A 14447-nucleotide genomic window follows, 5' to 3' on the forward strand; every position below is an offset into this window, starting at 1 on the left:
AACCGGACATTCGGCGCGAAGTGTGACGTGAACTCCCGCTGTTTTTCTTGGGCTTTGCGCCCTATTCAACCCCTGTGTCGAGGGTCTGACCGGGGACGATGTCACTCGGGTCGGCACCGATGAGGTCCCGATTCTCGGCATAGAGGGCGCGCCATCCGCCGTCGAGGCCAAGGGAGTCGGCGATAGAGGCGAGAGAGTCGCCGGCCTGGACGACATAGGCGGCTGCGGCATGCCGACCGGTAGAGGCGGGCGCGACGTCGGCGGCGTCGGCGACATCGGCAGTGGCGTCGGCGGCGTCGCCACGGTGACGGCCGGCACCGAGGGAACCGGTGTCGACGAGGCTCCAAGAGCCCACATCCTGGAGCGACTTATCCGAGTCGTCCTTATTTGCACTCCCCGTGGACGAACTGTCGGAACCCTGTGCGTCACCCTTGCCGGGGGAGGAAGAGGATGAAGAGGGCGAAGGGGGTGTAGAGGATGAAGGGGACTTTGACGGCGAACTCGATGCATCATCGGACGAGTCGGGTGAGCCGGGCGAGTCGGTCGAACTGTCGCCGGCTTCAGAGGACTTCGAGGAGTCGGAAGAGTCGGAAGAGTCGGATGAACTGGACGATCCGGACGACTCCGAGGACCCCGACGAATCTGACGAATCTGACGATCCCTTGGACAGGTCGGACAATCCGTTGGATATGGACGACTCGGACGAGTCGTCGGCCACGCCGGTGTCGACGTTCAGCGCGCCGTTCTGCTGGGTGAGCCCGGAGGTCAGCCCGCAGGTGCCCCAGGCGCCGATGTTCTCGGCGGCGAGCAGCTTCTGCGCCACGGCGATCTGCTGGTTGCGGCTGGCCAGGTCGGGGCTCGCCGCGTAGTCGAGCCCGTCGTACGTCTCCCACTGCTTCTGGGTGAGGCTCAGGCCGCCGTACTCGCCGTCGCCCTTGTGGGCGCTCCACGAGCCGCCGGTCTCGCACTGCGCCACCTTGTCCCACACCGTGCCGTCGGCGGCGCTCGCGCCGGAGGCGGCGAGCAGCGGGATGGCGATGGCGGAGCCGGTCACTCCTGCCGCGACGAGGAGGGCCGGAGCCTGACGGGGGCGACGGTGACGACCGTTCCCGGAGAGCATGCGGGGGCCCTTCTCTGGACAGCGGTGGCCGGCGCGACGAGTGGAACCGAGGCGTCGCGCTGACGAGTGAACGTATCGGCACACGATCACTTGTCACAAGTTAATGCCGCGCAGATCACGTGAAGATCACAGAATTGAGGTCCGATCACCTCCCGTCCGCCGAATGTCCACACCCCGACTGACGACCGATCACATCCATACCCGTTATGTACCGGAACGCTCCGGAGTGAACTCGACCGGCAACGTCCGCAGGCCGCGCATGATGAGGCCGCCGCGCCAGCGCAAGTCGGCCGGGTCGGCGGCCAGTCGGAGGTCGGGCAGCCGGGTGAGGAGGGTGGCCAGCGCGGTCTGGCCCTCCAGACGGGCCAGCGGGGCGCCCAGGCAGTAGTGGATGCCGTGGCCGTAGCCGAGGTGCTGGTTGTCGCGGCGGGAGAGGTCGAGCGTGTCGGGGTCCGTGAAGCGGGCCGGGTCGCGGTCGGCGGCCGCCAGGACGACGAGGACGGGGTCGCCGGCGGCGATGTCCTGCCCGCCGATGGTGAGCGGCTCGGTCGCGAACCGCCAGGTGGCGAGCTCGACGGGGCCGTCGTAGCGCAGGAGTTCCTCGAGGCCGGTTTCGAGGAGGGTGCGGTCGCCGCCGTCCTCGGTGAGCGACCGTTGGAGGCGTTCGCGCTGCTCGGGGTGAGTGAGGAGGGCGTAGGTGCCGTTGCCGATGAGGTTGACGGTCGTCTCGAAACCGGCGAAGAGAAGGATGAAGGCCATGGCGGCGGCCTCGTTCTCGGTGAGGTGCTCGCCGTGGTCGGAGGCGCGGATGAGGCCGGAGATGAGGTCCTCGCCGGGGGCCGGGTCGGCGGGGAGCTCCGCACGCTTGCGGTGAATGAGCTCCAGCAGATAGCCGCGCATCTTCTTCACCGACCGCGCGACCCCGCCACGCGGTCCCCCGCCGTGCCGGATCATCATCCCGGCCCAGTCCCGGAAGTCGTCCTGGTCCTCGCGCGGGACACCCAGCAGGTCGCAGATCGCGTAGATGGGGAGGGGGAAGGCGAAGTCGTGGATGAGATCGGCCTCACCCTCGGCGGCGAACCGGTCGATGAGCTGGTCCGTCAGTTCCTGCACCCGGGACGCGAACTCGGCGACCCGGCGCGGAGTGAACGCCTTGCTGACAAGCCGTCGCAACCGCGTGTGGTCCGGCGGATCGATATTGAGCAGATGCGTCATCAACTCGGCCTTACGCTCACCGGGGATTCCGGTCTTGCCCTTGGCGTGGGCGGGTTCGTCCGACTCGCCTGGCACGTGATGGTCAGGGTTCTTCGACAGCCGGCTGTCCGCCAGCGCGTTGCGTGCGTCGGAGTAGCGGGTGACGAGCCACGCCTCCACGCCACTTGGGAGCCGCGTCCACCTCACTGGTTCGTTGTCCCTGAGATGCGCGTACGTGGCGTAGGGGTCGGTTGCGAACTCCCACGAGAAGAGTTCAGGGATGGCGGGCTCGGGCTCGTCGTGCAGCATGCAACGACAGTACGCAGCGCTTTGCGCGCCCCCTCTCTATAGGGGTAGCAAGAAGCCCCGCTCATCCGACTGAGGGCGTCAGACGAGCGGGGCTCCGGCCTCTGCCTACCCCTCCTACTCCTCGGAGGGGCGACGGGGCGGCGACGTGGCCGGCGCGTCAGACGGCTGGTCGGGCCGTCCACGGCTCGGGGCCTCCGGCACGCTGAACCTCGTGCAGCGACGCGTGCGGAACGTGGTGTGCCACGGCCGCAGTCTCCTGTGGTCCTTGGCCCACTGAACGGGGTCCAGCCCGTCTTCGACGGCAACCATGTCGACACACTTGGAGCACTCCACGTAGTGATCAGTCAACACGTCGTCGAGCTGTTCGGTGGAGTCGACTTCCGGGAAGAGATCCCCGATCACGTCCGACCCCTTTCACTGCTCGCCGCACAGACCCGCTTCGTCTCCGCGTACGTGGCCTGGCGGACGTCGGACGCCGGCGCGTCCCATTCCCGCCCGCCCCCGACGGGCCGCAGATAGAACCGGCCGCACTCCACCGCCCGGAACTCCCCGAACTTGTTCCGCTCGACGTCCTTCACGACGGCGCCGAAGGCCGGCGGTCTCGTTTCACAGCGGTCTGTCACTTCGCCCCTCCATGCGTCTCGATCTTGTGCCGGCGCATGAGGACCACGATGTCCGTCGACCTCGACGGGTCGTAGGTGTCGGTGTTCGGCGTCGTCGCCTGCACCCACTCCCGGTCGAATACGGCGCACTCCCGGCACTCTGGAAACGGCGCGGGTCTCGTGAACACGGGGGGCCACGGAATCTCGGCAACCCCGGGCGGGTTCAGTAACGCCCATCCCTGTACCTCCGTCACGCCGCGTCATTAGCCCAAGGCTTTCGCGTAACGGAGGCGACCGACAGGGACGCAGCGTCCTACATTGGCGACGCTAAGCGACCACACCGAGGAACTCGGCGATCGAACGCAGTCCCGCAGGTCTTACAGGCAATTCCCACAGATCACGGACGATGGCGACAGCGAGCGTGTGATGGCGCATCCACGTCGGTGCGACCCGACGTAGTGACTCCAGCGCCTTCACGGCCCCCTCCGCGTTGCCGACGTCAGCGTGAGCGCATGCCACGTCGAGGAGCAACCAAGTGCGCCACGATGGCGGGGTGTCCTTGCTGAGACGCATCCCCTTGGCGAGCGTCAGCGCCTCCTCAGGGCGTCCGTGCTGAACGGCCAGGCGGACGCGCTCGATACGAACGGACGACTTGCTGAAGACGGACACGAGCCGTCCATCCTCCGGGGCGGGCATCTTGGCGACGCGTCCCGCGGCTTTCTCCGCCGTGCGCATCATCTCGTCGGCCCGCTCGTAGTCCCCGCCTCTGGCGTAACTCGTCGCGGCCGACATAAGCAGCCCGCCCCATACGCGAACGCCTGAAGCGTCCGTCGCATGGTTGCACTGGACGTTGTCGGCCGCGTAGATCGCCAGGTTGGTTGCATCGTCAAGCCGGTTCTGCCGCTGGTAGTTCCACGCGACACTGTTGCTGATCATCGCGGAAAGCAGCGGGTCGGAGGAGTCTGCGGCAGCGTTCATGGCGCGCTCCAGCGCCGACAGGGAAAGGTCTGTCTTCCCCATGCGGATGGCGAGATGCCCGCCGAGTTGAAGGGCTTTGCCCAACGCGGCCTGGCCGGCGGCTCGTTCGTCGTCAGCGCCGACGGAAGCGAGGAACCGGGCATCGTTGATGATGTCCGGCAGCAGCTCCATCAGTCGCCCGAACTCGGCGTCGTGATAGAGCGTCCAGGCATCGGCGATCTCGGCCCGCAGGAGCGGCAGTGTGAGCTTGTCTGCACGCTTCGGTTCCGGGGGCGGCGCGAAGAGCGGCGGCATGATGGCGCGTCGCACGGCGACAAGTTGGGGCGGTTCGGCTGCGCCGGTCGATGGCACGCCAGGAGGGTCCCCCAGGAGTGTCGTCAACTCGACGCCCAGCCCTTTCGCAAGGGCGTGAAGCGTCGGCAACGTGGCGGAACCGCGCTGTCTCTGCTCCAACTTCCGGATGACGTCGACGGATACGTCCGACTGCTCAGCCAGCCCTTCCTGCGTCAAGTCGGACATCTTTCGGAGCCGCTTGACCTTGTCTCCCAGGTGTTCGCTCACGCCATCGACGGTACGACGCCGACGCCCGCCACGTCAGACAGTGAACCCAAGAGCCCGCGTGGGCGGGTTCGTCGTGGTGAGCGGGGTTCTTCGAGAGGCGCTGGTCGGCAAGGGACTGCCCGTCCTGCCCACCCATACCAGCCCCCCGCGCCGCGCAGCCAGCTCAGGAAGCCACCGTACTAACCCACCACCCCTTCGGTCGCCCGGATCGCGTCCCGATAGGCACGGGCCGCCGCACGCAGGGCCGCCTCCGGGTCGACGCCCTCCGCTTCGGCCCGGGCGGCGAGAGCCAGCAGCTCGTAGCCGATGCCCTCGATACCTATGCCGCCCTCGGGCGTCGGCAGTGGTACGTCCAGGCCCGCCGTCCGGGCCCGGGCGGCCAGTTTCGCGGCGAGGGCCAGGCCGGGCTGGTGGAGGGGGACGCCGTCCGTGACCGACTCCCGCCGCTTCTCGACCGCCTTCATGCGCAGCCACTGTTCCCTCACCTCCTCCGGGGTCGTGACCGTGGCGTCGCCGAAGACATGGGGGTGGCGGTGGATGAGCTTGGCGACGATCGTGCCCGCGACGTCGTCGACGGAGAACGGGGACTCCTCGTCCTCCTCGGCGATCCGCGCGTGGAAGACGACCTGGAGCAGGACGTCGCCCAGTTCCTCACGGAGTTCGTCGCGGTCGCCGTCCTCGATCGCCTCGACCAGTTCGTACGACTCCTCCATCGCGTATTTCGCCAGGCCCTGGTGGGTCTGTTGGGAGGACCACGGGCACTCGGCGCGGATGCGGTCCATGACCTGGACGAGGTCGAGGAGCCGGGCGCCCGGGAGGTCGTAGGAAGCGGGGAGGAGTTCCAGCTCGGGCATCGACACGCGGCCGGAGCCGGCCAGGCGGGCCAGGCCGTCGGTGAGGGCCGGCTCGCCCTCGCCGGTGGCCACGACGACGACCGTGCGGCCGTCGGCGCAGGCGGTGACCAGTTCCTCGGCGGTCGGGGAGGTCTCCTCGACCGCTATGCCGGCGTCCCGCAGATAGGGGAGCTGCGGATGCGCGCCGTCCGCGCACAGCACCCGGTCCGCCGTGCGCAGGGCCTGCCAGGCGGGCCAGGACAGCAGGCCGGGGGCGACGCGGTGACTGGTGGTGAGCAGGACGATGCGGCCGGGGACGAAGGTGCCTTCGACGTCGGCGGGGCCGATGGATGCGCCGGGTGCACCAGATGGGCCGGGTGCGCCGGATACGCCGGGTGCGCCAGATGCACTGGCTGCGCTGGATGCGTTCACACCTCGAACGTAGCCCACACCCGCCGACAGCCTCACGAGTTGTCCACAGCCCCGGTACTTAAGTCATACCGGCTCGTTCCTCGGCACGCGTCGCCGCCGCACCGCGCTGGTCAGCGCCGTACCGTCACGTCGTCTGCTGTGTCTGCGCCGTCGTGATCTCGCGGACCCAGGGCGTCTTCGCGTCGACGCGGGCGACCTTCTGGGCGTCCCAGGCGCCGTAGCGCGGGTTGAGGTCGACGCCGAGGGCCTTGGACGCCTTGGACAGGGCGTTCCAGAAGGCGGGCTGGCTGGTGTTCGTGCCGAGCTGGGTGGCGAGTTTCTGGGCCTCCAGTTGGAGGCGGAGGTTCTCGTCGAGGCGCTGCGGCGGGATGCCGTACTGCTGGAGCCAGGCCGCCTCCAGGCCCTGCGCGCCGCCCGCCTGCTGTTCCAGGCCGGCCCGCATCTGCTGGACCTCCCGGCGGCTGACGGTGACGCCCGCGTCCTCGGCGGCCCGGTGCAGCACCTGGTCGAGGACCATGCCGTGCAGGGTGTCGCGGGTGAGGGTGCCGGTCCGGGCGATGGCCTGCGCGTACTGCGCGTCGCCCTTGACCGCGGCGCGCTGGGCCGTGCGCACCTCTTTCACCCGGTTCTCCAACTGCGCGACGGTGATCCGCTGGTCTCCGACGACGGCCGCCGCGCCGGGATGCGCGTCGCTCCCGCAGGCGGTGAGGAGGGGGGCCGCCGCGATCGCGGCGGACAGCAGGAGCGCGGTGCGACGACGACGGCGGTGCAAGGGAACCTCCCGGTCGGAGATTGTGCGACGGTGCACAAAGTCTTGCGGTGATCGATGGTAGGCAGTGGGACGGCTCGGGCCAACCCATTCGACCAACGATTCACCAGGACTTCGGGCACCGCCGCGCCCGCTCGTCGGTGCGAGGGCTCAGCCCCGCGCGTCCACCGCGTGCTTGACCGCGTCCGCGATGTCGGCGCGCAGGCCGTCACCCGTGGCGACGACGCGCACGTTCGCACCCGCGCGCGGGGAACCTCCCACGAGGACGAAGTCGACCTTCTTGTACTGCGGAGCCGTCGCCTCCGCCGCCGTGACCTCGGGGTTTCCCACGGCGAGTACGACATCGCAGGAGCGCTGGAGGAGGCCGTTGAGGAAGGGGCGCGCGTTGCCGGTGCTCTGTTCGCCGGTCACCGGCGCGTAGCTCACGCGCGTGTGCGTCTTCAGGGACGCGTCCTGCATGCCCTGCCAGACGGCGGCCGCGGTGGTGTCGGAGGCGATGCCCTTGTCACCGGTGAGGAGGCAGGCGTCGACGTCGTTGTACGCGCGGGCGCGGGTGTCGGGGACGACGGGACGGTCGTCGTGGGAGAAGAGGAGGACGGCGGTCACCGTGAGGGCCGCCGCGACCACGAGTCCGCCCGCCATGAGGGCGAGGGTGCGCCCGCGCAGGGCGCGCAGCCATGTGACGGCGGCGCGCCCGAGAGCGAACGCCCGCCCGTTGCGCGCCGCGTCCGCCCGCTGCGCCGCCCGGGCGGCCCGCGCCTGGGACACCTGCCGGACCTGTTTGCTCATCGCCGCCGCTCCCCTGCTTCCCCTACTCGCCTATTCCCCGGCCGACCGCCGCGGCCAGGCCCGCCACGCGTGCGTGGCGGCGCCGGCCGTCGACAGGGCGATCAGCAGCGCGTCGAGCGCGAACAGCGCCCCGTGTGTGTCGACCGGGGTCAGCGCGAGTTCGGTGATCCAGGCCGCCAGCACCGCGCTGAAGGCGGCGAAGGCACGCCAGTCGGCCCGGGAGCGTCGGCGCAGGGCAAGGACGAGGGACGGGACAGGGCACAGCAGCCCCAGGCTGAGGACGGGCAGCAGTGTGAAGCCCACCCGGGCGACGGGCGTGCGCAACGCCGCGCCGGCCACCGCCCCCGCGAAGACAACCTTCATGTCCCGCCCTCCTCGCGCCTCGTGTGATCCGGTTCAGCCGACGATGGCGACCGGCGCGTCCCACGTGTCGCGGTCCACGGTGATCGTGTAGCCGCCGCGGGTCTCCTTGCTGTTGACCAGGAACTGGTGGCCGCGGCTGTGGTCGGTGTACTGGGTGGCGCCCCACGGCCAGTCGGTGGTCGTGGTGTCCTTCTTGTCCCACAGCGCGTACCAGAGGTTGCCCGGCAGGTCCGTCTTGTTCGTCGCGGTGGCGATCGCCTTGGCGCTGGAGCTGCTGAAGCCGTAGTAGCCGGCCCGGTACGTCTTGGCGCGCAGCGTCTTGGTGAAGGAGCGGACGTACGCCAACACGGCGTCGTTGCACGCCTTGTTGGTGATGTCGTACGCCTCCATGTCGAGGTAGATCGGGCTGCCGGTCTTCATGCCGAGCGCGGACGACTTGGCGACGGCGTCCGCCGCGTCGGTGGCGCCGAGGGAGGTGGCCGTGGCGGCGGTGATCTTCTCGGGGCTGGAGCCGGTCTGGCAGGGCGGCTGAGCGCCGACGTAGAGCGGGATGAGCTTCCAGCCGAGCGAGTTGACCGACTTCACCCAGGACGCGGTCAGGTTGGGCTGGTTGCAGCCGCGGTTCTTGCCGCCCACGTAGACGGCCGCGCCGCCGTAGTAGCCGTCGGTCTTCCATGCCTTCATCGCGGCCAGGGAAGGCGCTGTGCAGGCGTCGAAGGCACGCCCGGTGTACGTCTTCTGGGCGGGCCAGACGGTGGCCGCCATCGAGGTCTGCGCCGCTATCCCGGCCCCCGCGAGGACGGCCGCGCCGGCCACGCCCCACGTTATGTATCTGCGCTTCCTGGACTGCCGGTGCTCGGCCATCCCCACCCCATCGTTCGTCTTTTCGTACGGCGGTGCCGCCGCGTATGCCCGTATCAGGCTGAAGTCCCCTGATCCGGTGCGACGATACGGTGTCGACTCGACGTCCGCACCGGACGGATCGCACGGTAACCCGCGGCGTCCCACTAATCGGGAAACACACGTCCCCTATGGCCACAAGATTCGCTCATGTCACAGTAAAGAAGCGACGCCCCGGTACGGCCCGTCCGTGTCCTACCCTTGCCCCCTGGTGACTTGGGGGGCGACATGACGACACCGACCATGCCGACGGCGACGGGCGCGGAGAGACGGCTGGAGGGTGGCTGGTTCCAGCGGCTGGCCTGGGGGGTCCTGGTGTGGGGCTCACTGGGCCTCCTGATCTGGGTGCCCTTCCTCTACGTGGCGATCCGCCGCGGGCACTCCTCGGACTGGACGGCCTTCGCCTCGTTCGCGCTGTACGAGTGCGTGAGCCTGCCGTGGGCAGTGATCACGGCTGGCGGCGACGGGGACCCCCTCCTCGGCGTCGCCGTCATGGTGACCCTGCTGACGGCGACGGGGCTGTTGCTGTTCGCCGTGTTCGACAAGAAGGTCCCCGTGCCCCAGTCGGCGTACGGGGCGGTCATGCCGCCTCAGGGACAGCCGTATCAGCAGGGGTATCCGTACGGGCGGTAGGCGACGTGAGGGGTAGCCGGCCGCCGAGCGCGGCGGCGTGGCAGCGGAAGGACTCGGACTTCAGTGGCGTGCGAACGCCCTGAGTACCGCCACCGGCTCGCGGCTGTAACCGTCGCAGAGGACCGGCAGTTCGCGTCCCGTCACGAGCCCGGCAGGTCGGTGCGTCGGCAGTCGTCAGGATCGTCTCGTGGCACCGGCCCTCGACTTCGAGATCTCGGGTGTCGAAATAGCCCAGCCCATGGGCGCGAAGTGGGTCGGCGACACTCATGAGGTGGCGCTCGCGGTCCTCCTCCCCCGGCACGACCATCAACGTGTCGTCACAGGTACCCGTCGAGGTAGTGGGCCAGTTCCCGGGTGCGGACGACGATGGTGTCCGTCTGCTCCTCGCTCGTCCCACCCGGACTCGAACAGTGCCGCCTGGCTCAACCGGTCGAAGGCCTGCTGGAAGCCGTAGTCGGGATCACCGTCCAGCCGGGCCGCGCCCTGACGGAGTTGAACTTCGACCGCCGCCGGATCGATGCCCCATTCCTCCGGCATCGCGATGTCCGACAGAGGCACCTTGCAGACGGCGTGACGCGAAGAACGTGGCCTGGTGGTGCCGAGCCCGGTCCATCCTTCTGATCTGCACTGTCAAAATTCTCGCCTGCCTCAGGAAACTGGCCGCCCGGGTCGAAACGCTCCAGATCGAGAAGCCGGTTTCTCGCATTGCATCGGGAACGCCTTCCAGCCATGGAGAGGCGCTCCGCGGGGAGGCTTGTTCGTCGTCGCGGTACGCCGCCCAGTACGGGCCCCTGGCGCATCAGGCGAATCGCGTAATCACTTCCCATTGAAAATCGATGAGCCGGGAGCAATTGTCGTTGTCCGTCTCGGATTCGAGGACCTCTTGAGAGAGGCCTTCGGTGTGAAGTACCGCCTCGTAGCAGGCGGAAAGAATTTCCAGCACCGATTCCGCGTCGAAGTCTGTGGCCGCGCAGTCGAAGAACAGCGACAAGGCCGCCGCCAGCGAAGCGGTCCCGATCGCAGGATCCTGCTCCGCCAGGGTGTACAAGCGGCCCGAGATCTCGTCCGCCTCGACGCTGTCCACGCCCCCCGGGCGGGCCGACTCCCCAAGGACCGACCGCACGAACCGAACCGTGTCCTCGGCAAACACCTCGTCGAACGAGGGGCGGAAGAAACCAAGCGAGCCTTTCACAACCTCCCGGGAGATCTCACCACGCTCCAGCGGAGAGATCCCCTCCAGCACTTCGCCCCATTCACTCGCACGCACATCCCAGAGACTCATGTCACACCTCCTGCTTTGCCGACTTCGCCGGCGTTCTCATCGATCCCATGGAGCCACTCGGGACTGCTCGAAGAGTTGCACACCAGGGAAGTCGTCCGCTCTCGCCGCGCAGTTCTGACGCTCGGGGCCGCAGGCCGGCCGCGACGCGACCACGGTGCCCTCCCATTCCAGCGATCCATCTTCCACCGCGTTGAAGAGGATTTGTTCCGCGTCAGTCTGCAGAGCTTGCCCACCGGGTCCCCTGGTGATGTAGTCGACACCGGAGATCCGCCGGTATCCCATCGATTTGGCAAGTGCCTTCAGGGCGACGGAGGCACGGTTGTTATTGGTGGAATACACCAATTCACCCCCGAGCTCGCCGGTGGCCACCGTGGTCCCTTGGTCAGCCAGTTTGTTGCCGTTCGTCGGCGGGTGCTGCAGCTTTGAGATGTTGGCATCGTGCAACGCCTGTGCATCGCCGCCCAGTTCTTGCGGAGTCTTGACACCGTGAATCGGACAGGCTGCCGCCGACACCAAGTTGACGTCGACATTGTGGACCAGGACCGGCGTGGCCCCCGCCAGCACATAGTACGTGTGCTACGCGACCCCTCCCCACCTGCGTTTTCGCAGGTCACCGGCGGTTTCGGGTTCCGCTGGTGTCCGTGGCTGTGCCCTGGAGTCCGTGGTTGTTGCCGTCAGCGCTGCCGTCAGGGGTGCAGACCGCTGGTCGGGCTACGGCAGGAGGGTCAGCGCGGGGACGTGGGCGGGCTTGACGACGCTGAAGTGCCGCCGGTCGAGGGTGGCTACCCGGTCCACGTCGAAGCGTTCGGCCACCGCGATGGCCGAGGCGTCGACTCCGCCGAGCGGAAAGTCGGCGTACTGGAGGACCAGCTCAGCCATGCGCGTCAGGTCGGTGGGAGTGAGGTGGACCAGCTCGAATGTTCCCCGTGCGACCTCGGCGAGGAACGCTGCTTCGACCTGGGGCCAGCGCTCCAGCAGCCAGCAGACCTCGGTCATGACCGGGCTGGGCAGCAGACGGCGGCCGGTCAGCGACGTCAGCAGGGAGGCGCACTCCGGGTGACGCCGGTCGGCCGCGTTGAACGCCGCAGCCAGGGGTCCGGTGTCCAGGACCGTGGCGATCACGCCGAGTCGCCGAAGCGCTCGCGCATCCGCTCGCGGATGTGGTCGTCGTGCCGTTCAGCCAGATCCTCTGGTCCGTTCACGCTGCCGATCAGGGCCAGCAGCCCGGCCGGGACCGACTCCTCGTCCTCATTCGCGTCGACTACCGGCAGCGACTGGGCAACCTGTGACAGTTCTTCGTCCTGGGTGACGAGCAGGCGCAGGCGTCGCACCTGGGTCGGGGTGAGCCGGTCCACCAGGTGGTGCATGTCCTCGTAGTCGTATGCAGCGGTCACGCCAGCAGTGTAGGACGGTCCCGCAGCCGCGGACATCTGGATCGGCAGAGGTTCACCCCCGCTGACGGGCGGGCAATCGAGGATTGCCAGGACCTTGGCCGTTGTCCCCGCGTGCGTCCCATTCTGGCACTTCCCCCGGCGGCCCGTTCGCCGGGGAGAGCGGCCCTCAGACGTCGGGGCGATGCTGGTGCCCCCACCAGCGCGGCAGCGCGGAGGCTGGGTGGGGAGGGCCGCCGAGAGGGGGTATCGCTCCCCGCTGGAGGCGGTGTCGGCCACCGCCCTCGGTGAGCCCGGCGACGGATGTTGAAGGTCGGCCCGACAAGCTGGCTGGTTGCCGCTCCCCCAGCCCTGGGTCATACCCCGGCTGCCGGTACGGCTCGCCGTCTGCGGCGCCACTGACCTTCCGAGCGAACGGCGGACTTGTCGGCGACGGCGGCCAGCTCCGGCGGGCGGAGCCCGCCTTGAACCTCGTAGAGAAAATCTGAACGCACGCCCCGTGCCCGCCCGGCACGGCGGGTCAGCGGCCCCGCTCGCCGCCACCCGACTCCAGGGCCTCGACACGGCCACGAAGGTCAGCAATCTGCTGAGCGGCCTCGGCAAGCGCCCGTTCCAACGCCTCGACACGGGCCGTCGTCCCGCCGACGGGTGCGGTCGCCTCCGGGCCATCGAGGTCATCAGCATCGTCGGCGACGTGGTCGTGGTCGGCGACGAAGGCTCCCTTGCCGGGGCGGGAGACCGCCCACCCCTCCTGCTTCAGCAGGGCCATGGCCTTCTGCACGGTCAGGCTCGCCGCCCCGAACTCCCGCATCAACACGGCCTGCGTCGGCAACGCGTCCCCCGGCCGCAGCCCCCCGGAGTGGATGCGCTCGCGCAGGGTCCCGGCGATCACCTCGAACGTCAGCGGCACCCCGCTGCCCGCCGGCCTCCGCCCGCGCCGCCCCACCACCACGCCCGGTCACCCCCGCTTTCCACGCCCACTACCAGCACAATCCGGCCCGTCCAAACCCGGAAACCGGCCCCACACTACCCGCGTCCCACCACCCACCAGAAAGGAATCAGGAGGGATGTACTTGAATGCGCCCGTGAGGCGATGTTAACGTCCCACACCCGCCGGTGATCACCACCGCGCCCGCCGACAGACCCCTGGTCCGGCCCCCGCGCCCAACTTCGAGGCGCCCCCGTTCCCCTGTGAGCCGACAACTTCGGCCTGCCCACGTCACCCCGCGCCGTACCGCTTCCGCGCTCCCGCCGAAAGGCCCCGTTCCGCATGCCCGCGCAGCTCCAACTCCCGTACCCCGCAGCCGTTCCAGCCGCTTCGCGCCCCTCGTCGTCGGCGTTCACGACACCGACCTGCCCGGCGCACGTCACCACCTCGACGGCAGGGCGGTCGGCGCTGGAGCGCCGCGCCAGGCTCACCGCCAAGCTGGCAAAACTCGCCGCCACCGGCCAACTCGCACCCCTCACACGGCAGATAGCCGGACTCGGCGGCTGCGCGCACCCGATCCGCCTCACCGGGCACCGCACCCGACTCGACAGCACGACCGGCGAGATCCTCGACCACTTCGACTCCGGCCGACTCCCGGCGGGCGAACTGCTGGTCCGCTGCGGCAACCGCCGCGCCACCCGCTGCCCCGCCTGCTCCACCGTCTACCGCTACGACACCTACCAACTCATCGCCGCCGGACTACGCGGCGGCAAGACCGTCCCCACCAGCCCTGTGGGCACGCTTCACCACCCACCTGCGACGGGAGATCGCCAAGGCCGGCGGACTGACTCAGCGGACCCTGCGCCACCACGCCACGCTTTCGTACGCCAAGGTCGCCGAGTACCAAGAACGCGGACAGGTCCACTTCCATGCCGTCATCCGACTCGACGGACCCACCGGCCCCAGCAGCACCCCGCCCACCTGGGCCACCTCCCAGCTCCTCGACCACGCCGTCCGCGCCGCCGCCACACGCACCCGCGTCCACCACGAGGGCAAACCACCGAAACAACCGCAGCCCACCGCGGACATCCCCACGTCCCCGCCCCAAACCTCAGATCGGGCAGAGCGGTTGGTGTTCCGGTTCGGGCGGCAGATCGACGTCCGAGCAATCCGCAACACCGACTTCACCGGTGGCAGCCCGGTAACCGAGCGGCACGTCGCCGCCTACATCGCCAAGTACGCCACCAAAGGAGCCGAGACCACCACCGGCACCCTCGACCGCCGCCTCCGACTCCTCGCCGAACTCGCCACCCACGACATCACCGACCACGCCCGCCGCATGATCCACACCGCCTGGCACCTC

At 69.1% G+C, this 14447-nt stretch carries 17 protein-coding genes and 1 pseudogene; 3 read left to right on the forward strand and 15 right to left on the reverse strand.

What is annotated here, in order from left to right:
• Nucleotides 1-61 precede the first annotated feature (61 nt).
• The 10 genes from BMZ82_RS21690 to BMZ82_RS21740 all read right to left on the reverse strand — a co-directional run bounded on the left by BMZ82_RS21690 (nt 62) and on the right by BMZ82_RS21740 (nt 8814).
• Nucleotides 62-1120, reverse strand: a complete 1059-nt coding sequence (locus BMZ82_RS21690) for a LysM peptidoglycan-binding domain-containing protein (RefSeq protein ID WP_093778240.1) — start codon at nt 1118-1120, stop codon at nt 62-64.
• Nucleotides 1121-1324: 204 nt separating this feature from the next.
• Entirely contained in the window at nt 1325-2623 is a 1299-nt protein-coding gene (locus BMZ82_RS21695) for a cytochrome P450 family protein (protein WP_093778242.1), read from the reverse strand.
• A gap of 398 nt (nt 2624-3021) precedes the next feature.
• Nucleotides 3022-3246 (reverse strand): hypothetical protein, encoded by a 225-nt coding sequence (locus BMZ82_RS21705; RefSeq protein ID WP_093778246.1) that lies wholly within the window; start codon nt 3244-3246, stop codon nt 3022-3024.
• Entirely contained in the window at nt 3243-3413 is a 171-nt protein-coding gene (locus BMZ82_RS40800) for a hypothetical protein (RefSeq protein ID WP_177244594.1), read from the reverse strand. Before BMZ82_RS40800 ends, BMZ82_RS21705 begins: the two co-directional genes overlap by 4 nt.
• Nucleotides 3414-3552: 139 nt before the next feature.
• The gene (locus BMZ82_RS21715) at nt 3553-4722 is read right to left on the reverse strand and encodes a helix-turn-helix domain-containing protein (protein ID WP_256252038.1); all 1170 of its coding nucleotides are present in this window, start codon (nt 4720-4722) and stop codon (nt 3553-3555) included.
• Between the two features lie 221 nt (nt 4723-4943).
• Nucleotides 4944-5945, reverse strand: a complete 1002-nt coding sequence (locus BMZ82_RS21720) for a nucleoside triphosphate pyrophosphohydrolase (RefSeq protein WP_093778294.1) — start codon at nt 5943-5945, stop codon at nt 4944-4946.
• Between the two features lie 208 nt (nt 5946-6153).
• Nucleotides 6154-6801, reverse strand: a complete 648-nt coding sequence (locus tag BMZ82_RS21725) for a SurA N-terminal domain-containing protein (RefSeq protein WP_093778252.1) — start codon at nt 6799-6801, stop codon at nt 6154-6156.
• Between the two features lie 147 nt (nt 6802-6948).
• Nucleotides 6949-7587: a hypothetical protein gene (locus BMZ82_RS21730; RefSeq protein ID WP_093778254.1), complete on the reverse strand. Its 639-nt coding sequence runs from the start codon at nt 7585-7587 to the stop codon at nt 6949-6951.
• A 30-nt stretch (nt 7588-7617) separates the two neighbouring features.
• Nucleotides 7618-7950, reverse strand: a complete 333-nt coding sequence (locus tag BMZ82_RS21735; RefSeq protein WP_256252035.1) for a hypothetical protein — start codon at nt 7948-7950, stop codon at nt 7618-7620.
• Nucleotides 7951-7983: 33 nt separating this feature from the next.
• Nucleotides 7984-8814, reverse strand: a complete 831-nt coding sequence (locus BMZ82_RS21740; protein ID WP_093778256.1) for a glycoside hydrolase domain-containing protein — start codon at nt 8812-8814, stop codon at nt 7984-7986.
• Nucleotides 8815-9078: 264 nt separating this feature from the next.
• Here BMZ82_RS21740 and BMZ82_RS21745 point away from each other — a divergent pair, with 264 nt between their 5' ends.
• A complete protein-coding gene (locus tag BMZ82_RS21745; protein ID WP_093778258.1) occupies nt 9079-9483 on the forward strand; it encodes a hypothetical protein in 405 nt (134 codons plus the stop codon).
• A gap of 799 nt (nt 9484-10282) precedes the next feature.
• Here BMZ82_RS21745 and BMZ82_RS21750 read toward each other — a convergent pair.
• The 5 genes from BMZ82_RS21750 to BMZ82_RS21765 form a co-directional block, all read right to left on the reverse strand.
• Entirely contained in the window at nt 10283-10765 is a 483-nt protein-coding gene (locus tag BMZ82_RS21750) for a hypothetical protein (RefSeq protein WP_093778260.1), read from the reverse strand.
• 36 nt (nt 10766-10801) lie between these two features.
• Complete coding sequence (locus BMZ82_RS40275; RefSeq protein WP_143098888.1) at nt 10802-11329, reverse strand: hypothetical protein; 528 nt, start codon at nt 11327-11329, stop codon at nt 10802-10804.
• A gap of 147 nt (nt 11330-11476) precedes the next feature.
• Nucleotides 11477-11887, reverse strand: coding sequence for a type II toxin-antitoxin system VapC family toxin (locus BMZ82_RS21755; protein WP_093778262.1), 411 nt, complete (start codon nt 11885-11887; stop codon nt 11477-11479).
• Complete coding sequence (locus BMZ82_RS21760) at nt 11884-12159, reverse strand: hypothetical protein (protein WP_256252036.1); 276 nt, start codon at nt 12157-12159, stop codon at nt 11884-11886. Before BMZ82_RS21760 ends, BMZ82_RS21755 begins: the two co-directional genes overlap by 4 nt.
• 517 nt (nt 12160-12676) lie before the next feature.
• Entirely contained in the window at nt 12677-13108 is a 432-nt protein-coding gene (locus BMZ82_RS21765; protein ID WP_093778264.1) for a GntR family transcriptional regulator, read from the reverse strand.
• 318 nt (nt 13109-13426) lie between these two features.
• Between BMZ82_RS21765 and BMZ82_RS42725 the strand changes: the two are divergent.
• A pseudogene (locus BMZ82_RS42725) lies at nt 13427-14080 on the forward strand (replication initiator); the annotation flags it as partial.
• A gap of 136 nt (nt 14081-14216) precedes the next feature.
• The coding region (locus tag BMZ82_RS42730; protein WP_371271274.1) for a replication initiator at nt 14217-14447 on the forward strand (231 nt) is incomplete at its 3' end.

Origin of the sequence: Streptomyces sp. yr375 (assembly GCF_900110755.1) — a bacterium.
GTDB lineage: Bacteria > Actinomycetota > Actinomycetes > Streptomycetales > Streptomycetaceae > Streptomyces.